Annotated in this window: 15 protein-coding genes; 8 read left to right on the forward strand and 7 right to left on the reverse strand. The window is 66.2% G+C overall.

The features are described from left to right. Nucleotides 1-753: 753 nt before the first annotated feature. The 5 genes from Q7W02_27360 to Q7W02_27380 form a co-directional block, all read right to left on the reverse strand. Entirely contained in the window at nt 754-2,103 is a 1,350-nt protein-coding gene (locus Q7W02_27360) for a sigma-54 dependent transcriptional regulator (GenBank protein ID MDO8479846.1), read from the reverse strand. Then, on the reverse strand, nt 2,103-3,281 hold the full coding sequence (locus tag Q7W02_27365; GenBank protein ID MDO8479847.1) for an ATP-binding protein: 1,179 nt from the start codon (nt 3,279-3,281) through the stop codon (nt 2,103-2,105). The genes Q7W02_27360 and Q7W02_27365 overlap by 1 nt, the downstream gene beginning before the upstream one ends. A 360-nt stretch (nt 3,282-3,641) precedes the next feature. Then, on the reverse strand, nt 3,642-4,172 hold the full coding sequence (locus Q7W02_27370) for a hypothetical protein (GenBank protein ID MDO8479848.1): 531 nt from the start codon (nt 4,170-4,172) through the stop codon (nt 3,642-3,644). Between the two features lie 1,254 nt (nt 4,173-5,426). Further along, nucleotides 5,427-5,648 (reverse strand): hypothetical protein, encoded by a 222-nt coding sequence (locus Q7W02_27375; protein ID MDO8479849.1) that lies wholly within the window; start codon nt 5,646-5,648, stop codon nt 5,427-5,429. A 34-nt stretch (nt 5,649-5,682) separates the two neighbouring features. Beyond that, nucleotides 5,683-6,075, reverse strand: a complete 393-nt coding sequence (locus tag Q7W02_27380; GenBank protein ID MDO8479850.1) for a tetratricopeptide repeat protein — start codon at nt 6,073-6,075, stop codon at nt 5,683-5,685. 1,746 nt (nt 6,076-7,821) lie between these two features. On the opposite strand from Q7W02_27380, the gene Q7W02_27385 reads away from it, so the two are divergent. The 4 genes from Q7W02_27385 to Q7W02_27400 are packed head-to-tail and all read left to right on the forward strand — an operon-like array spanning nt 7,822 to nt 12,108. Continuing rightward, the gene (locus tag Q7W02_27385; protein MDO8479851.1) at nt 7,822-9,039 is read left to right on the forward strand and encodes an acyl-CoA dehydrogenase family protein; all 1,218 of its coding nucleotides are present in this window, start codon (nt 7,822-7,824) and stop codon (nt 9,037-9,039) included. Next, entirely contained in the window at nt 9,036-10,163 is a 1,128-nt protein-coding gene (locus tag Q7W02_27390) for an acyl-CoA dehydrogenase family protein (GenBank protein ID MDO8479852.1), read from the forward strand. Before Q7W02_27385 ends, Q7W02_27390 begins: the two co-directional genes overlap by 4 nt. Beyond that, nucleotides 10,163-11,323, forward strand: a complete 1,161-nt coding sequence (locus tag Q7W02_27395; GenBank protein MDO8479853.1) for a CoA transferase — start codon at nt 10,163-10,165, stop codon at nt 11,321-11,323. Before Q7W02_27390 ends, Q7W02_27395 begins: the two co-directional genes overlap by 1 nt. A 2-nt stretch (nt 11,324-11,325) precedes the next feature. Continuing rightward, nucleotides 11,326-12,108 carry an enoyl-CoA hydratase-related protein gene (locus Q7W02_27400; GenBank protein ID MDO8479854.1) on the forward strand — a complete coding sequence of 261 codons (783 nt, stop codon included), beginning with the start codon at nt 11,326-11,328 and terminating at the stop codon, nt 12,106-12,108. Nucleotides 12,109-12,119: 11 nt separating this feature from the next. Here Q7W02_27400 and Q7W02_27405 read toward each other — a convergent pair whose 3' ends face one another. Together Q7W02_27405 and Q7W02_27410 are read right to left on the reverse strand one after the other, a co-directional pair. Further along, nucleotides 12,120-12,392 carry a hypothetical protein gene (locus Q7W02_27405; GenBank protein MDO8479855.1) on the reverse strand — a complete coding sequence of 91 codons (273 nt, stop codon included), beginning with the start codon at nt 12,390-12,392 and terminating at the stop codon, nt 12,120-12,122. 339 nt (nt 12,393-12,731) lie between these two features. Further along, nucleotides 12,732-13,442, reverse strand: a complete 711-nt coding sequence (locus Q7W02_27410; GenBank protein MDO8479856.1) for a DUF169 domain-containing protein — start codon at nt 13,440-13,442, stop codon at nt 12,732-12,734. 148 nt (nt 13,443-13,590) lie between these two features. Between Q7W02_27410 and Q7W02_27415 the strand changes: the two genes are divergently transcribed. Genes Q7W02_27415 through Q7W02_27430 form a run of 4 tightly spaced genes read left to right on the forward strand, consistent with a single transcriptional unit; the run spans nt 13,591 to nt 17,948 of the window. Beyond that, nucleotides 13,591-14,565, forward strand: coding sequence for a DinB family protein (locus Q7W02_27415; protein MDO8479857.1), 975 nt, complete (start codon nt 13,591-13,593; stop codon nt 14,563-14,565). Nucleotides 14,566-14,599: 34 nt separating this feature from the next. Then, entirely contained in the window at nt 14,600-15,733 is a 1,134-nt protein-coding gene (locus tag Q7W02_27420; GenBank protein ID MDO8479858.1) for an acetamidase/formamidase family protein, read from the forward strand. A 5-nt stretch (nt 15,734-15,738) separates the two neighbouring features. Continuing rightward, nucleotides 15,739-16,653: a metal ABC transporter substrate-binding protein gene (locus tag Q7W02_27425; protein MDO8479859.1), complete on the forward strand. Its 915-nt coding sequence runs from the start codon at nt 15,739-15,741 to the stop codon at nt 16,651-16,653. Next, nucleotides 16,653-17,948, forward strand: a complete 1,296-nt coding sequence (locus Q7W02_27430; GenBank protein ID MDO8479860.1) for an iron chelate uptake ABC transporter family permease subunit — start codon at nt 16,653-16,655, stop codon at nt 17,946-17,948. Before Q7W02_27425 ends, Q7W02_27430 begins: the two co-directional genes overlap by 1 nt. Nucleotides 17,949-18,284: the final 336 nt, after the last annotated feature.

The following is an 18,284-nucleotide window of genomic DNA, read 5'->3' on the forward strand; positions in this document are numbered from 1 at the left end:
TCTTACGGCGCCCAGCGCCTGCGGGCGACCATTGCTCGACTACGCCGTTCCGCATGGCAGCTGCCGGGCCACAGAAGGCATAACACATGCCCAGCCTCGAGAGTCAAAGAATCAGCTCCGCCCGGCTGGGATCGGCACCGACCGCACCGGCCAGGTTCAACTAGAGAGCGTGACCGCTCCCGCGCACCGGCGATGAGAAGATCAGCGAATTGGCGGTTCTAGCCAGACCGCAATTCTCTGCGGCTCCTTCCCCTCGGTCTCCATCGAACCGAGGCGAATCCATCCGCGCACCCCGCAGAAGAGACAGTCAGAGACCTCGCCTGTTCGGGCACTCGCCCGCTGCCACGTCTGGCCGCACGTGCCGCAGGTAACCACATACACGTTCTGTCCGCTTGACCCCATACCTCTCGCTCCTAACCCGGACAGTGACCCCGACCCACTTAGATTCCTCGAGAACTCCCAAGAAATACGCCATGTGGCGCCGGATGAATCGCCACCCCTACCAAACGCACCTATTCCACCGCGACCGGCTTGTGATGCGCATACAAGTCATGGACAACGCTAACGCAAGGCTCGTGCCGCTCGTATGCCCTCGTGTATCGCCCCGTTCTTCCAGCTGATTCGAGGTGGTCGGCGCTCAGGTGATCTCTCCGCTGAACGGTCTTCCCGCTCGTGCCTGCAAGGCTTGCAGTCTTCGAAGGGGCGAAGGGGACGGGGCTTACCGGAAACCTGGAGCCCGAGCCCACGGCCGGCCTACTCAATCTGATATTTCCGGAGCTTGTAGTGAAGCGCACGAGCGCTGATCCCCAAGATCTTGGCGGCGCGCTCCCGGTGAGAAGTCATGTGAAGCAAGGTCTTTCTGATAAGTTGCTCCTCCATCACACGCAGGGGAATTCCTAGAGGGACAGTGATACTCCGCTCGGACCGGTTTCCGGTGAGAATCGTCGCCGGGAGGTGGACGGGCCGGATCACCCGCTCGTTCACAGTTACGACGAGCCGCTCGACAAGGTTTCGAAGCTCCCGGACGTTTCCCGGCCAGACGTACTCATGCAGGGCCTGGAGTGTTGCCGGTGCCAAGAACTTCTCATCGCGTCCGTACTTCGTGCAGAACTCGCGTAGGAAAACCGCCGCGATAAGCGAAATGTCTTCTGTCCGTTCGCGGAGGGGGGGAAGAGAGACGGGGATCACGGCAAGGCGGTAGTAGAGATCTTCGCGAAATGCGCCTGCCTTGACAGCTTCCTCGAGGTTCTTGTTGGTAGCGGCGATGAATCGGACGTCGACGATGATCGGGTGTCTTCCACCCAGCCGTCGCACTTCTCGGTCCTGGAGCACGCGGAGGAAATCGACTTGGCTCTTCGGACTCATTTCGCCGACTTCGTCCAGGAAGAGCGTGCCGCCGGTGGCCTGTTCAATTCTCCCAGGGCGCATGGCCACCGCTCCGGTAAAGGCACCCCGTTCGTAGCCGAACAGCTCCGACTCCAGCAGACTCTCGGGTAGCGCACCGCAGTTCACGGTCACGCAGGGCTGCTCCCGGCGCGGGCTTGCGGCGTGAATGGCGCGTGCCACGAGTTCCTTGCCGGTACCTGACTCTCCCGTGATCAGCACCGTGGCGAGAGTCGGAGCGACCTGGCGGACCCGTTCGTACACGTCCCGCATCTGAGGGCTTCTCCCGACGATGTGGTGGAAGGCCTCGCGCACATTGATGCGCTCGCGCAATTGGCGCACCTCGGTGCGAAGCCTCCGGTGCTCGAGAGCCTTTGCCGCCACATGGGTGAGACGGTCTGGGTCCACGGGCTTCGTGAGGTAGTCGTAGGCATCGAACTTCATTGCCTCAACCGCGCTCTCGATCGTCCCGTAGGCGGTGAGAAGGATAGCCTCTGTGTCCGGATGTGATTGTTTCACCGCACGGAGCACCTCCATGCCGCTCGCCCCAACCATCTTCAGATCGGTCACCACGAGATCAAACGAGGTCTCATGGAAAAGATTCAAGGCTTGGTCACCGCTCTCTGCGACCGCGACTTCGTAACCGGTCTTCTCAAGAATCCGCGCGAGGGCGGTGCGCCCGTTGATATCGTCGTCGACAATCAGGATACTCTCCGCCATCAGTGGTCCTCGCACGCGTGAGATAGAGGGCCCGTCCGGGGCAGGCGCACGACCACCATGGTGCCCTTGCCGAGCGTGCTGTCTACGTCGATCGTGCCGTGGTGGCCCTCTACAATGCGGTGGGCAATGGCCAGCCCTAACCCTACTCCCGCCGGGCGACTCGAAAAGTAAGGATCGAAAAGATGCGGGAGATGGTCCGGGGCGATACCTTCCCCCGTATCCTTGAACAAAACCTCGACGACGTTCTTGTCGACACGAGTTCGCACGGTCAGCGTGCCCCCCGGCCGCATAGCTTGAAGCGCATTAATGGCCACGTTCAAGAACACTTGACTCAGTTGTCCGTCGTCGGCCGAAATCGACTCGAGACCAGGATCAAGCTCGGTCTCGATCGCGAGGTCCCGATCACCAGCTTCGAATGCGACAAGGCTGAGGACCCGCTCGATCGTGGCGTTGAGGTCAAGCGGCTTCGTCTCCGGGACCGGAGGTTTGGAGAAGCGAAGGAAGTTTTCGACGATCCGATGGATCCGCTGGATCTCTGCGCGCAGAATGTCCAGGTATCCCGTGACCTCGGCCCCGGCACGCCGGGGGGCGGCGAGTTCTTGTCTGAGGAGATGGAGATTGAGGTTCAACGCATTGAGAGGATTCATGACCTCGTGTGCTACCCCGGCAGCGAGGGTTCCCAGCGCGGCCAGCTTGTCTGCCCGGCGCAGCTGGAGCTCGAGTCGGCTCATCTCGGTGACATCTCGTAAGAGAACTACCAGCCCCTCTGGCTGTCCGCGATCTCCCTTGAGATCGGAAGCCCAGACCCGAATGGTGACCCGCTGATCGCCACCGCGCGCCAGAGAGACATCGGCCTCTTGAGTGCGCCGATCGCCGGCGAGAGCCTGACGGACCCACGCGACGAGCTCTGGATCAGCCTGGATCAAGTCGTCTAAGGGTCGCCCTATAGCGGCAGACCGCGGCAATCCCAAGATCCGTTCGGCGGCCCCATTGAGCGAGGTGAGCGTCGCGTGAGAATCGAGTGTGAGAACGCCGGTCGGGATACTGTTGAGGATGTTGTGCATCTGGGTCTTGGAGCGCTCGAACGTCCGGGTGACCACCGAGTAGCCTCGAACGGTGCTAACCCCTAAAACGCCGATGGCGGCAAGCAAGACCAGGAGGCCGAGCACGATCTCCATCTCTGTCCATCTATTTCCGGGCGCAGATGTGGCGGTATCTTTAAGGAGATGCGCCGCATACTGGGCCCCGGCCAACATCCCGGCAGCCAGCACGAGCATAAGGACACCGACCACCGACAGGACTAGGCGGAGCGGCATGCGGCCGAAGGGAGCGTGCGAGGGCACTGGTCGAAACATGATCAGCGGGTGTTTCTCACGTTCGAATTGAGCACGGCCCTGCGTGGTGTCATCTCAGGGCCTCTGGGAGCATCACCAGCGCGGGCACGTCGTCTCCGTGCGGGGCCGCCGAATGATACGAACTAAACATACCGGCCCGGAACTCCAAGGCCTGGCACCTCCTGCGAGCCAGTCTACCACCGATCATCCTTGCGGGTGGCGCGCACCCGTTCGCGTCCGGGAGAGCACTGGTTTCAGATACTTGAAAACCTGGCGCCGCGAGTCCGTAGAGGGAGCATCCTCGACGCCTAGCGCGTCAAGCCTGTAGCCCATCTTATCGAGGTAGCCGGTCAATATCGTTGGCTCATCGGCACCGAGTTGAATCTCGTCGGTCTCTAACGCCGCAAACTGCCGTTCGAGCCTAGCGAGCAGAGCAACCTGTATGGCGTCGGCAGCTGGGCCGCCATCTACGAAGGCGAGGACATATCGAACGATGCCCAATCGGCGCTCATGCTCCGTGGTCAGCGAGGCCAAGGCGAAGCCGATGACCTCGGCTTCCACCAGTGCAACTGGCATAAGCACGTTTGGCCTCTCTCGAAGTCGGAGAAGAGTCTCTGCTGACGGGAAATCAGGATTGAGGCTTTGGCGCCTCCCCGCGAGTGTCTTGATCTCGCAGCAGTTTGCCTCACGTATATCGATATTGTTCCTCCTCCCGACGGGCCGAGGTGGTTTCACATTCGCCTCAGCGTCACGAGAGGCGAACCAAGCGATCCAGCGCGGCGGCAACTGCCAGAAGATGCCGTGGCTGGACGATACTCGGGAGATCCGCGCTCGTGTGCCGGACGGGTGCCGGAGTGCCAGCAAGTCCAATCGCCGCGCAAGACCAGACTCCGGGAGGAACTGGGCTGTGCCCAGAATCCGACGCCTCATCGCAAACGTGGATCTGCTCGTCGACGGCGCACCGTTTTGCCATCGTCAGGAGACGAGACTGCCCCGCCACGGTCGATCGGGGAGAAGCCGAGCCCCACGCCGGCAAGAGCACAGCGAGATTTTCAAGGCCCATCCCAGAGAGATAGATCACGCCTCGGAGGTGCTCCAAAGTGCCAAGGGCGTGAAGCACATCCCGGCAATGCCTGGAGCCGGCGGCACCCAGTTCCTCACCATCAAGGAAGCCGAACAGAACTCGCGGCCCGGTCGAACCGCGTAACCTGTGGAGAAGCTCAAGCAAGACCGCGACCCCAGAGGCATTGCACAGCGCCCCTGGACTCCCGGGCCGAGTATCGTAGTGAGCCAGGATGAGAAGAGGACGGCCTACCGTACCGACCTCTACAAGGATGTTCGAACACAAGACCTTGACCGGCGTCCGTATCACGTTCAATCGAATGGGAGGCCGGTTCTGAGCGAGCCATTGGGCGTCGGCCCGCCGGACCGTGACACACGGAATACCAGCTTCGCCGCTCGCTACAACCTCGGAGTAGAGATCGGGAACATCCGGATGATACAAGATGACACCGGCTGCCCTACGCTCCCACGCAAGGCGCGTGTATACGCTGGTCGAGTTGGGCGCAACGGGGCAGAGGAGGAACCCGCCCTGATGGCCAACCAGCGTCTCACTGACCGCGCCGTCACGCCACAGACTCGGGATCCCCCCGAGGGCTCCCGGAGTCGGGGCCGAGCCGAGAATTGGAAGACTTGGAATCACCCGTCCCGCATCAGTTACCAGGATGCACTGCGGATACCGTGGGATGACGATAGAGAAGGGCTGGACGTCCGGTAGACGTCCCAGACTTCTGATACTGCGCTCAATGTATCGCCGCGCCTCGGCGGCTTCCGGTGTGCCGGCGGCACGAGGTCCGATTTGTTCGGCGAGCATGCGGAGATGCGACGTGACGGATTGTCGTCTTGCATCGCCCCCCTTCGCGCACACGGCGCCAGGGTGCGCGAGCTCCGAGCCCCGCGACAGCCTCACTTGGCGTGAGCGCGGAACCGTCATCGTGGTGTTGCCTTGTCATATTGCCGAGGCAGCGCTGACAGGAGCCTGTTCGACGCTTCCCACGCCGGCAGGTAGTTTCCGTCGATTTGCAGGACGCGACGCCAAGCCCACAGCGCTTCTTCCAGCATTCCCGCTCCCTCGAGGTTGCGGGCGTGTTCTGCCAGTGTTTCGACGTCCGTCTTGGCCTCCAACTGTCGACGACCGCCGTCCTCAACCATCTCCCCTCCTTGCTATCGTTGTGTGGATGCCGCCTCAGAGATCCCAGCCCTCTTCTGCCGCGAGCATACGCGCGTCTTTCGGGCGGCCGAGCCTGACGCACAGTGACAGCAGCGCGTAGCGGAGCATGGCGCGCTCCAGTTGAGCTTGGAGCGCATGTTGGAGGCTGCCGCTGCCCGCTTGTTCTCTTCGCAGGAGGCGCAGTGCGCGCTCCAGGTGCTTCCGGGCCGCGCGCGGACGCCCCTGAGCGAGGTGCGCGAGACCTATCAAGCGGTAGATGCGCCCATTCTCGGGCTGCTCCCTGAGGAGCGCTTTCAACAGCTTCACGGCTGCAGAGAGGTTCCCCGCCCTAAAATCCCGGAACGCTGGCCAGCACTGGTCACGCCAAATATCTCGCGGATCACTGAACTGGCGCTGAACCGCGGCCATGACGCCACAATATTCTCGAGGAGTGAGCATAACCTGGAGATCTTCCAGAGGAACCCGGTGCCCGCCCACATAAAAGCCCATGGCTGACAGAGTTGGTTACCAGCATTCCGCGTACCAACGGTGGATGAGCGCGCCGTCATGAACAATTCCATCGGCCGCTGCCCGGGGCGCCATCATGAAACTGCAAGAACTGCAGAGGCTCAATGGATGGGGAACGTCAGATACGTTGCTGAAGAAAGGAGTTCAAGGCGGAGCGCTACTCATCCGAAATCGAGCCAACAAGAGCGAAGGGGCGAGGAGCGATCTGCCAGATCGAAGAGAAAGTGAAGCTTCGGCTCCACACTCCGAATCAGGGCGACGAGAATGCGCTGTTGGACGGGACGTCAACGAAACGAGACCTGAGGCCGCAAAACTTGCAGATGCACCGAGCCCGGGCTGGCTCAGCGAGCGGATGAACGCTGTCGTGACGGAGGGATAGCACCCTTGGTACGCGATCTGCTTGTTCGAAGTTGTAGGCCGGTCAACGAGTCAGTCAACGAACCCGAGCGCCAAGGGAGGGGGCGCCTCAATGCACGGAATGCACGGGAAGATCGCAGCGCTGGGCATTCTGGCTTGGGGGCTGGTTGCGTTGCTGACTGTCGTTCGCTAGGACCGCAACACTCGCTACACGCCCGTGACCCAAGGTGCCGCGCTCGACGCCCATCCCTCGACGCCCATCCCTCGACGCCCATCCCTCGACGCCCATCCAAGGACGCGCGGCGAGTCCGGCGTCGCTCAGGTAAAGGACATGAGGAGCACCATCAAGACCGTCAACGACAGACAGCTCGTGCTGGAAGCACCCGGGACGCCCCCAACGGACTACGCGTTCGACTTGAACGGCTGCACCATCCGACGCGGCCAGAGGCAAACTAGTCCGCGTGACCTGGTGGGAGGCGACACGGTCGGTGTCCTGTACGTGGAATCCGGGGGGAAACTGATCGCCAGGATGATTCTGGTCCCAGACGCTGAAACAAGGCGGTAGATCCGAAATGGATAGGCCAGCTGGACTCGCCACCCTGCCAAAGTCCCGTTGTCGCATCCGCTACCCGCACTGGGCAGCGCGCAAACTCTCGGAGAAGGTCGTGCTGATTTATGTTGTCCGGTGGGGGATGATCGGAAGTGTCGTACTAGGCGGTATTCTGGCTGGGCTAGCCGTGGTGTTCGAGCTTCGCGCCCAATGAAGAGGCAGGAATCACGTAAGGCGTGGATCGAAGAACTCGGTGAGGTAGCCCGGTAGCCCGGGTTTGGCGGACACCGAAAAGGGGACAACGCTCCGCCGCAATCTCCTGGACATGTCGCGCAGCGGCTACTACGCCTGGCGGCACCGGCACGCGTGCCTCGAAACCCGCCGGCGGCGCCATGCTGCGTGACCACGCCGTCCCGACACCGCTACCCTATTCACTGTCCACGAGACCTGGGCCACCTCAGGTTGACCGTGTACCCGACCCGTGCTAGAACCGGGGGCACTTCGACCGCAGCGCGAGCCGCAACGCGGCGACTCTGGTACTGCATCGCGAGCCGCAGGATGTCGTGGGGCTGGGGCCCCACCGTCCGAGGCGAGTCTGATACTGCATTGCGAGCCGCAGGACGTCGTGGGGCTGGGGCCCCACCGTCCGAGGCGAGTCTGATACTGCATTGCGAGCCGCAGGACGTCGTGGGGCTGGGGCCCCACCGTCCGAGGCGAGTCTTCTAAAGGAGGCCCCACCCATGGATCTGAACTACACGCCCGAAGACATCGCCTTCCGCAAGCAGGTGCGGACCTGGCTCGAGCAGAACCTGCCGAAGACGGAGATCCGCAACCTCGAGGACCGGCGCGCCTGGCACCGGAAGCTCTTCGACGCCGGCTACCTCGGCATGGGCTGGCCCAAGGAGTACGGCGGCGGCGGCGCCCGGCCGATGGAGCAGGCCGTCGTGGCCGACGAGATGGCGCGGGTCAACGCGCCATCGCCGACCAACAGCCTGGGCCTCGGCATCGCCGGGCCGACCATCGTCGTCCACGGCACGGACGCCCAGAAACGCCGCTACCTCAAGAAGATCCTCTCGGCCGAGGAGCTCTGGTGCCAGCTCTACTCCGAGCCCAACGCGGGCTCGGACCTGGCCGCGCTCCGGACATCCGCCGTGGACCAGGGCGACCACTTCGTCGTCAACGGCCAGAAGATTTGGACGAGCGCCGGCGCCATCGCCGACTGGGGCCTCCTCCTCGCCCGCACCGACACCAAGGTCGCCAAGCACAAGGGCATTTCCTGCTTCCTCATGAACATGCGCCAGCCGGGCGTGGACGTGCGTCCGCTCAAGCAGATCACGGGCTCGTCGGAGTTCAGCGAGGTCTTCATGACCAACGCCCGCGTCGAGAAGAGCGACCAGATCGGCAAGCTCGGCGAAGGGTGGGCGATCGCGCAGACCACGCTCGGGTACGAGCGGGGCGGGCGGGCGCTGGCCCGCGTGACGAACTACGCCTCGCAGCACTCGCGGCTGGTCGAAGCGGCGAGGCGCATGCGCCGCCACGGCAAGCCGTTGATCGAGGATCCGCTCGTCCGCCAGAAGCTCGGGCGGATCTGGGCCGAGATCGAGGTCGAGCGCTACCAGGCGCTTCGGACGCTCACGCTGCTCGAGCGCGGCGAGCATCCGGGCGCCGGTGGATCCCTGACCAAGCTGTCGTACTCCGAGCTCGAGAAGCGCTTCATGGAGCTGGCGCTCGAGATCCTCGGCCCCTACGGCCAGCTCACCGAGGGCGCGCCCAAGGAATTCCAGCTCGAGATCGACACGGCCGTCGGCGAGCGCGGCTCATGGGCCTACGCCTACCTCTGGTCGCGCGCCGGCACTATCTACGCCGGCTCCTCGGAGATCCAGAAGAACGTCATCGGCGAGCGCATCCTCGGCCTGCCGAAAGAGACCCGCGCCGACCGGGTGGGAGGCAAAGCGTGAACTTCTCGTTCAGCGACGACCAGATCCTGCTGCGAAACTCCGTCCGCGCCGCGCTCGATGAGCAGTGCAAGCCCGCGCATGTGCGGGCGATGTTCGACGACCCCAAGGGCTACAGCGACCATCTCTGGGGCGAAATGGCCAAGCTGGGCTGGCTCGGCCTGCCCTTCCCCGAGGAGCAGGGCGGCGCGGGCCTGGGCCTGGTCGAGCTCGCTCTCGTGCTCGAGGAGATGGGCCGCGCGGCCTACCCCGGCCCCTTCTTCGCCACGGTCGTGCTCGGCGGCCTCGGCCTCACGCTCGGCGGCAGCGCCGCGCAGAAGGACAAGTGGCTGTCCGCCATCGCCTCGGGGACGGTCCGCGCGACGGCGGCGCTCCTCGAGGAGCATCTCGACTGGGACCCGGCCGCAACAGCCGCGACAGCCGCCAAGTCCGGGAGCGGGTGGGCGCTGTCGGGTCTCAAGCGCTTCGTGCCCTGGGCGCACGCGGCCGACGTCGTCCTTGTGCCCGCGCGCTCACCCGAGGGGCTGTCGCTCTTCCTCGTGGATCCCAAGTCCGCGGGCGTCACGCTCACGCCCATGGTCGGCATCGATCTCGGCAGCCGCTGGTCGGAGATGCGGCTCGACAAGGTCGCGGTCGGCGCCGACGCCATCCTGGGCCAGCCCGGGACGGCGGGGCCCGTCGTCGAGTCACTCCTGCGCCGCGCCGCCGTGATGTCCTCGGCCGAGATGCTGGGCGCCGCACGGCGGTGCCTCGACATGAGCGTGGAGTACGCCAAGGTGCGCGAACAGTTCGGCCAGCCTATCGGCTCCTTCCAGGCCATCCGCCACCGCTGCGCCGAGATGCTGCTCGAGGTCGAGAACGCGCACGCCGCCGTCTACTACGCCGCGTGGGCGCTGACCGCCGGCGCCGAAGACGCCGCGGTCGCCGCGTCCATCTGCAAGTCCTACGTCAACGAAGCGGCGCGCAAGGTCTGCGGCGATTCCATCCAGGTGCATGGCGGCATCGGCTTCACATGGGAGTACGACCTGCACCTCTACATGAAGCGGGCCAAGGCGCTGGAGCCGCTGTACGGCGACACGGAGTACCACCGGGAGCTGATCACGCGGCACGTGACGTCTTCGCGGTAATGCCGGAGGCTCGCGGCCCGCTCGACGGCGTCACGGTCGTCGACCTGACGTCGTACATCGCCGGCTCCTACAGCGCCATGATGCTCGGCGACATGGGCGCCCACGTTATCAAGGTGGAGGGGCTCGAAGGCGACTCCTTCCGCGAGCTGCCGGGCTTCTACGGCTGGAACCGCGGCAAGCGCTCCCTGGCCGTCAACCTCAAGGACCCCGACGGCAGCGCCGTGATCGGCCGTCTCGCCAAAACCGCCGATGTCGTGATGGAGAACATGAGGCCGGGCGTCGTCGAGAGGCTCGGCGTGGACTATGAATCACTCCGCCCGGTCAACAGCCGCCTGATCTACTGCTCGATCAGCGCCTTCGGGCCCGAAGGACCCGAGCGCGACCGGCCGGGCTACGATCCCGTCTTCCAGGCGATGGGCGGCGTGATGACGCTCCAGGGCTTCGGCGCCGCGCCGCAGTACGTGCGCATCCCCGTCACCGACTACTACACGGCGGCGATCGCCTGCCAGGCCGTGTTGGCGGCCCTCTTCGTCCGCGAGCGGACGGGCCAGGGGCAGCGCGTGTGGACCTCGCTGCTGCACGGAGTCCTTGCGCTTCAATCGGGCAATTTCGTCGACTGGCCGGGCCGCGAAATCGTCTACCGGGACACCCCGACGTACCGGCTCTACCGCGCGGGCGACGGTCAGTGGTTCTTCCTCGCCTGCGGCAACCAGTCCTTCTGGGTCAAGCTCTGCAAGGTGCTGGGCAAGCCCGAATGGGCGAGCGATCCGCGCTTCGCCTCCTGGTTCGGGCGCCGGGACAACTCCGACGCCCTCACGCCGCTCATGGAGGAGGCCTTCGCCTCGCGGCCGCGGGACGAGTGGGTGCGGATCCTCACGGAAGCCGACATCCCGTGCGCGCCGACCCAGGAGCTGCGGACCTTCATGACCCACCCCGCCGTCCTCCACCACAACATGCTCGTCGAGTACGACCACCCGGAGGTCGGGAAGCTCAAGATGATGGGCCTGCCGCTCCGCTTCTCCGAAACGCCCGGCGCCGATCCGGGCCCGCCGCCCATGCTCGGTCAGCACACCGCCGAGATCCTGCGCGGCGCGGGCTACGCCGAAGCGGACATCGCCGATCTCCACCGCCGCGGCGTCATCACCGGGAAGGACCTTTAAGCATGCCTGAGCAGCCCGTTCGCTACGAAGCGAAGGACGGCGTGGCGACGATCATCCTCGACCGCCCCGACGTGCTCAACGCGATGAACAATCCCATGCGCGCCGAGCTCCTCGAGATCTTCACGCGTCTCAGGACCGACGACGGCGTGAAGGTGGTCGTGGTCACGGGCGCGGGCGAGCGCGCTTTCTGCGCGGGCGCCGACATCCGCGAGTTTCTCGAGCCGCCGACGCCGACCCACTTCCGGGAGGCCCGCAAGCGCCTCGACTTCAGGAGCGAGATGGAGCGCTGCTCCCAGCCGATCATCGCCGCCATCCGCGGCTTCGCGCTTGGGGGCGGGCTCGAGTTCGCCCTGGCCTGCGACATCCGCATCGCGGCCGAAGACGCGCAGCTGGGGCTGACCGAGATCAACCTCGCGATCATCCCGGGCGGCGGCGGCACTCAGAGGCTCCCGCGGCTCGTCGGCCGCGGCAAGGCGCTCGAGATGATCCTGACGGGGATGCGCGTACCCGCCGCCGAGGCGCTCCGCATCGGGCTGGTCGAGCGCGTGGTGCCGGTCGCCGAGCTGCTACCCGCAGCGCAGGCCCTCGCCCGCCAGATCGCCGACAAGGCGCCGATCGCGCTCCGCTACGCCAAGGAGGCGGTGGTAGGCGGACTCGGTCTTCCGCTCCAGGACGGTATCAGGCTCGAGAACGACCTCGCGACGCTGCTGCGCACTACCGAGGACCGTGTCGAAGGCGCCAAGGCCTTCGTCGAGAAGCGCAAGCCCAAGTGGACCGGGAAGTAGCGCGCCGTCTCTCACCAGCCGTAGCCGAACCACCACTTAAGGCCGGGATCCTGGTAGACCAGGCGCCCCTGGCGCCAGAGCAGTAGCTTGCCTTTCGCTCCGGAGGTGAACTGTATCGTCGCTTCGATCGCCGGCACCGGCAGCGACTCGGCCCAGGGACAGTAGGCCGTGGTGCTGCCCTTCTCCGATCGCAGCACGGAGGTCAGGAACCGCTTCACCTCCTGGACGTCCGTGAAGGAGCCATCGTAGTAGCGGACCGTCACGGCGTGAATACCCTGGGGCATGACGCTCCGCAGCGGGCCGTAGTCTTTCAGGTCAGTGACAATCCCGAACGTGATGTTGGATTGAGGGCCGCTCTTCGCGTCAGGGTCAGGTTTCGTTCCCGCGCCACGCGCCTCACGCGGAATGTCCGCCTCGGGCCGTAAATCATAGATGACGCTGATCTCATCGCCAGAGGCGGGAAGAACACTTCCGAGGAAGAGAACTACAAGGCCCAAAACCAAATACCTCATCCAAGTAGCGGGGTCGTAGCGGGGTCAGGTCTTGAATTCCAGCAGACCAACGGCGCCAACGCGACCGTGTGGCATTTCAAGACCTGACCCCGATCACGTCTGGCGGCCCACTTACTCCGTAGCCAGCGTCTCTCGCCGTCCGCGATGGTATTCGGACAGCTTGGCGTTGGCCGCGGCGATGGTCTGGGCTTCCTCGGCAATTCTCGGCAGGTCCTTTCCGGGCACCGCCACGTACAGCTCGTCCTCTCCCACGTCGGTGTAGACACGGTTCCCGATACACCCCGTGCTGGAGACGACGCCGAAAGCGAGGGCGGCGGGCAGCGCCATACATGTCGGGCGGCCGAGCAGCGGAGCCTGCGCGCCGACACCCGCGCGCATGGCGGCCTCTTGCAGGAGCATCACGCGTCCGGGCCGGCCCGAGAAGACGACCACGTCCGGATCCACCGGCGTGTCCGCGAGGGGCGCGTAGATCACGGCGCCCGGCGGCTTGGGCAGGCGCGGGATCCCGGGAATCTCCTCCATCTTGATGTAGCCGAGCCCGGTCATGAAGGTGAGCGTCTGGCCGAGCTCCTGGGCGCGGTCCTTCGGGAGGTCCAGGTTATGCGTGTAGCTGCCGATCGCGCAGTTGTAGTGGTCACCCGGGACGGTATAGAAGGTCCGCCCGCCCGCAGCGATCCGCCAGAAGCTGCACCCCGAGGGCTCCGTTCCCGCGAACTTGGGTACCCCCGCGGGCGGCGTGTCCCGGAACGTCACCGCGACCGGGCGCCGCTGGAGACCAAGGATCTCGGAGAGCCGCTGTTCCATGCCGCGATAGTCCGCCATCTCACCTCTCCCTGTTTGGGCTCGCTGCGAAGCTTGCCACCCACGATGTCGGCAGGGTAGATCAGGCTAGCGACGCGCGCAAGACGTCGCCGGGTCAATACAACCTCGGTTGACCCTCGCGCGATGCGGCGGTAGCATCCATGACCGCATGCCCTTCGCGTACTTCCAGCGGCTGACGCGGCGCCAGCAGGGTATCTACCTGCGGAGCGAGAAGATCACGCAGGTCGTGCTGCCGGGGGCGGCGGCGCTCCGGCCGCTCGTGGCCGAGCTGGGCGCGGCGCTCGAAAGCGGCGACCACGCGCTGACCGAGTCGGCGTGCCAGCTGCTCGCGGGCGCGATGGCGCGGGCGCTCGGGCTGCCGCCGGTGCGCGTGACGGTGCTCGCGGCAAGACCGCACGCGCGCTGGGGTGAGCTGCACGGCCTCTACGAGACGGCGAACCGGCCGGGACAGCCGCCGACCATCACGCTCTGGATGCGGACGGCGCGGCAGAAGCGCATCGTCGCTTTCCGGACATTCTTGAGGACGCTGCTCCACGAGATGGGGCATCATCTGGACTACACGCTGCTGAGGCTGGGGGACTCGCTGCACACGCAGGGCTTCTACCAGCGGGAATCGCACCTCTTCCATCAACTCGTCACCGACGGAGGTCCCGGCATGGCCACTCTCGAGGAACAGCTGGCGCGCATGGAACGCACGGTCAACGACTACGCGGCCGCCATCAAGGGCGTGCCCGACGCCAAGCTGTCGAAGCGGCCGGACGAGAAAAACTGGTCGGCGAAGGAAGTCGTCTGCCACGTGCGCGACACGGAAGAGTCCTTCATGATCCGCTTCCAGAGCGTCATGGCCATGGACGAGCCCAAGTTCCTGGGCGTCGAGCCCGACCGCTGGGCCATCGAGCGCCAGTACGCGCGAAACGACGTGCAGGAGGCGTTGGCGGCCTTCAACACGCGGCGGGACGAGACGCTCAAGTTCCTCCGCGGGCTCAAGCCCGAGCAGTGGCAGCGCGGTGGCATCCACGCCACGCGCGGGAAGATGACCGTGAAGGACTTCGTCGAGCTCATGGCCTGGCACGACGACAACCACCTCGACCAGCTCAAGCGCGCCCTCGACGGCAAGGCCTAAGGACCCGTCCGGCTCACACGAAAGGAGACACGCTATGATTCTGAAGCTCCGCACCCGCAAGGCAGTCGTCGCAGGCCTCGCCGCCCTGGCCCTGCTCCTCACGGCAGGCCTCTACGCCGTCGCCCAGCAGGCGATGGACGAGAGCAAGCGCGATCGGACGGTGGCCGTCCCGGGCGGCAAGTACCACCTCCTCCCCGCCACGCTCGAGACGACGCAGTGGGGCTGGCTCGACCCGAAGGAGCCTCCCAAGCTCGTCGTGAACTCGGGAGACACCGTCGCCGTCGAGACGATGATGCACGCTCACAACAAGATTCAGCCCGGGACGACCATGGACGAGATCGTCGCGCTCCGGAAGGCGAACCCGGGCGGCGGGCCGCACTCGCTGACCGGTCCCATCTACGTCAACGGCGCCGAGCCCGGCGACGTGATGGAGATCCGCATCCTCAAGATCACGCCCAAGGCCTTCGGGACCAACTTCAACCTGCCGGGCAAGGAGTTCCCGACGATCGGGGCGCTGGCGCCCGAGATGCCCGACGGCTTCGTGAAATACTTCTTCCTCGACTGGGACAAGCGCCAGGCCGAGTTCAAGCCGGGCGTCACGATCGACCTCCAGCCCTTCCCGGGCACGCTCGCCGTCGGGATCGACCCCAAGGACCCGTCGCCCCGCAAGGGCGGCGCGACCGACCCGATGGCGCCGGTGTCCACGATCAGGCCGTGGAAAAACGGCTCCAACATGGACATCAATGAGCTCCAGGAAGGCACGACGATCTTCATCCCCATCTTCCTCAAGGGCGGGCTCGTCTGGACGGGCGACTCCCACTGCCGCCAGGGCAACGGCGAGGTCAACCTGACGGCGCTCGAGTGCTCCTACCGCGAGATCGTGATGCAACTCATCGTCCGCAAGGACATGAAGCTCGACTGGCCGCGCATGGAGACCAAGACCCACTGGATCGCGATCGGCTTCGACGAGGACCTCAACAAGGCCATGGTCAACGCGGTCCGCGAGGCCGTGGATATCCTGGCCGCGCAGAAAACGGTCCAGCTCAGCCGCTACGAGGCGTACTCGCTCGTGTCCATGGTCGGCGACTGCCGGGTCAGCCAGGTGGTGGACGTCCGCAAGGGCGTACATTGCATGATCCCGAAGTCGGTCTTCACCGCCAAGAAGTAGCCCCTGTGCAGCGGGCGCTTCTCGGCGCCGCGCTCGTGCTCTGGGCCGCCGCTCCCGCGTGGGGCGGCGGCCCGCTTGCCGTCGTGGCGACCTCGACCGACCTCAAGGCGCTGGTCGAGGAGGTCGGCGGCGACCGCGTGCGCGTGGAAGCGCTCGCCCCGCCGCTCGTGGACCCGCACGCGGTCGAGATCAAGCCGGGGCAGATCGCCGCGCTCCGCGGCGCGGCGCTCCTCGTCCGGGTCGGGCTCGACCACGAGCCGTGGCTGGCGGGGCTTCTCCGGACCCTCGGCGACTCCCGCGCGGCGAAGGGCGGCGCGAGCGTCCTCGACTGCTCGAAGGGCATCGAGCTCCTGCAGGCCGACACCGCGCGGGTCAAGCCCGAGCGGGGCGACCATGTCCACGGCTTCGGCAACACGCACTACTGGCTCGACCCCGAGAACGCGCGGCCGATCACCGCGGGTATTCTGGAAGCGCTCGTGCGCCTCGCCCCAAGCGAGCGCGCGTACTTCGAGTCGCGCCGCGCGGCCTTCCTCAAGCGCCTCGACGCGGGGCTCAAGCGCTGGACGGAAGCGATGGGCCCGTATCGTGGCACAAAGGTCGTCGTGGTCCACGAGAGCTGGCCGTACTTCGCCAGGCGCTTCGGCCTCCTGATCGTGGCGGCCGTTGAGCCCGTGCCTGGAGTCCCGCCCTCTCCCGCCTACCTGGCCACGCTCACGAGGCAAATGAGAGACGCGAACGTGCGCGTGCTGATCGCCGAGCCCTACTCGAGCGCCGCGCTCGTCGCCCGCGTCGCGTCGCTGAGCGGCGCCCACGCCGTGACGCTCGTGGCCTCGGTCGGCGGCGCTCCCGAGGCCCGCGACTACCTCGCCCTCTTCGACCTCGACGTAGCGCGCCTCGTCGAAACGCTCCGGGCCCGCTGATGCTCGAGTTCCTCTGGCTGCCCTTCCTCGCGTGCCTCGTGCTGACGGGCATCCACGTCTACCTCGGGCTCCACGTCCTGGCCCGCGGCGTCATCTTCGTGGACCTTGCGCTGGCACAGGTCGCGGCGCTCGGCATCACGATCGCCTTTCTCGCGGGGCATCCGATCCAGAGCGAGGCCGCCTACTGGTACGCGCTCGCCTTCACGGTGGCCGGCGCGGGGCTCTTCTCGCTGACGCGGGTCCACCGAGGGGCTATCCCCCAGGAGGCCATCATCGGGATCGTCTACGCGGTCTCGGCCGCGCTCACGGTGCTCGTCGTGGACCGCGCGCCTCAGGGCGCGGAGCACATCAAGCAGCTCCTCGTGGGTAGCATCCTGACCGTCTCCCCCGGTGAGGTGGGACGGCTCGCGCTTCTGTACGCCCTGCTCGGCGGGTTCCACGCGGCGATCCGCCGGCCCCTCCTCGAGATCTCGTTCGACCCCGAGGGCGCCGCCGCGCGGGGCCGCGCCGTGCGCTGGTGGGACTTCGCCTTCTACCTGACCTTCGGCGTCGTGGTGACGAGCTCGGTGCGCGTGGCGGGCGTCCTGCTCGTATTCTCCTACCTGATCGTTCCCGCGGCCGTGGGCGCGCTGCTGTCAGGCTCGGTCACGGGCCGCCTTGCCATCGGGTGGACCGTCGGCGCGATCGTGAGCACGCTCGGGCTCTGGGCGTCCTTCGCCTGGGACCTGCCGACGGGCGCCGCCGTGGTCGCGACCTTCGGCGCTTTCATGGCCGCCGTCGCGTGCGTGCTCGGCTTCCGGGCGCTCGCGCGGGCCGTGAAAGAGCGCGGCTGGGAAGCCCTGCGCGGCGTCGCCATCGTCGCGAGCGCGGCCGTCGGGCTCGCGGGGATCCTGCTCGCGGCCTTTCCCCGCATGGACCACCACTGGCTCGCTTGGATCGAGGAGGCGGTTCCAGGTGTCGAGCTCGTCTTTCTCACGCCGGGGGAGCGCCAGGCCTGGCGCGACAGCCGCGAGGCGCTCGAGCGCGGAATGGCCGAGCTCCGGCGGCTCAAGACTCTCGAGGTCGACGTCCAGTGGGGGCGGGCGAAGCTCACCCCGGAGCAGCAGGAGCGGCTGCGCCAGTTCCTCGCCTCCCGCGGCGAGATCACGGCCGGCGACCGCTTCGTGCTGAAGACGCTCCGGAGTCGCGCGCGCGAGCGCCAGCGCGTCTGGCTCGGGCTGCCGCTCCTGATCCTCGGGGCGATCGCGGCGGGCCTGCTCGCATCGCGCGCGAGCCGGCGGGCGCCGGCACGGTAGGCTCCACGCGGGCGTCGCATGCGGTGACGGCCTGACCGCGAGCTAGGAGCCTGTCGGGGCCGCCACGAGGCCGAGGAGGCGCCCCCCCCAGCACATGGCGCAACACACGGCCGCCCGGGCGCGGCGAACCTCCTGCGCTGGCAAGAGCTTGCACGCCGAGGCCAACTGACTGCGGATCGGATGCTCGGCCGACCAGGGGGCACGGCCCCCTCGGGGAAGCTGGGGTGAAACTGCACTACTTTCGCACTAAAATAGTGTCGGCAACACGCCGAGGAACACCGTCGGCCCCCGGCCCGGTCTGATAGTGGCCTTTCTGTCGCCTACGCTCCAAAGTCA

This window comes from Candidatus Rokuibacteriota bacterium (assembly GCA_030647435.1).
Lineage (GTDB): Bacteria > Methylomirabilota > Methylomirabilia > Rokubacteriales > CSP1-6 > AR37.

Excerpts from the sequence above, each read along its gene's own strand:
- Q7W02_27410 (MDO8479856.1), bottom strand. The coding sequence starts at position 13,442 with ATGGCGGACTATCGCGGCATGGAACAGCGGCTCTCCGAGATCCTTGGT.
- Q7W02_27380 (MDO8479850.1), bottom strand. The coding sequence starts at position 6,075 with ATGGCCGCGGTTCAGCGCCAGTTCAGTGATCCGCGAGATATTTGGCGT.
- Q7W02_27365 (MDO8479847.1), bottom strand. The coding sequence starts at position 3,281 with ATGGAGATCGTGCTCGGCCTCCTGGTCTTGCTTGCCGCCATCGGCGTT.
- Q7W02_27360 (MDO8479846.1), bottom strand. The coding sequence starts at position 2,103 with ATGGCGGAGAGTATCCTGATTGTCGACGACGATATCAACGGGCGCACC.
- Q7W02_27430 (MDO8479860.1), top strand. The coding sequence starts at position 16,653 with ATGCTCGAGTTCCTCTGGCTGCCCTTCCTCGCGTGCCTCGTGCTGACG.
- Q7W02_27415 (MDO8479857.1), top strand. The coding sequence starts at position 13,591 with ATGCCCTTCGCGTACTTCCAGCGGCTGACGCGGCGCCAGCAGGGTATC.
- Q7W02_27385 (MDO8479851.1), top strand. The coding sequence starts at position 7,822 with ATGGATCTGAACTACACGCCCGAAGACATCGCCTTCCGCAAGCAGGTG.
- Q7W02_27400 (MDO8479854.1), top strand. The coding sequence starts at position 11,326 with ATGCCTGAGCAGCCCGTTCGCTACGAAGCGAAGGACGGCGTGGCGACG.
- Q7W02_27375 (MDO8479849.1), bottom strand. The coding sequence starts at position 5,648 with ATGGTTGAGGACGGCGGTCGTCGACAGTTGGAGGCCAAGACGGACGTC.
- Q7W02_27405 (MDO8479855.1), bottom strand. The coding sequence starts at position 12,392 with ATGCCCCAGGGTATTCACGCCGTGACGGTCCGCTACTACGATGGCTCC.
- Q7W02_27395 (MDO8479853.1), top strand. The coding sequence starts at position 10,163 with ATGCCGGAGGCTCGCGGCCCGCTCGACGGCGTCACGGTCGTCGACCTG.
- Q7W02_27420 (MDO8479858.1), top strand. The coding sequence starts at position 14,600 with ATGATTCTGAAGCTCCGCACCCGCAAGGCAGTCGTCGCAGGCCTCGCC.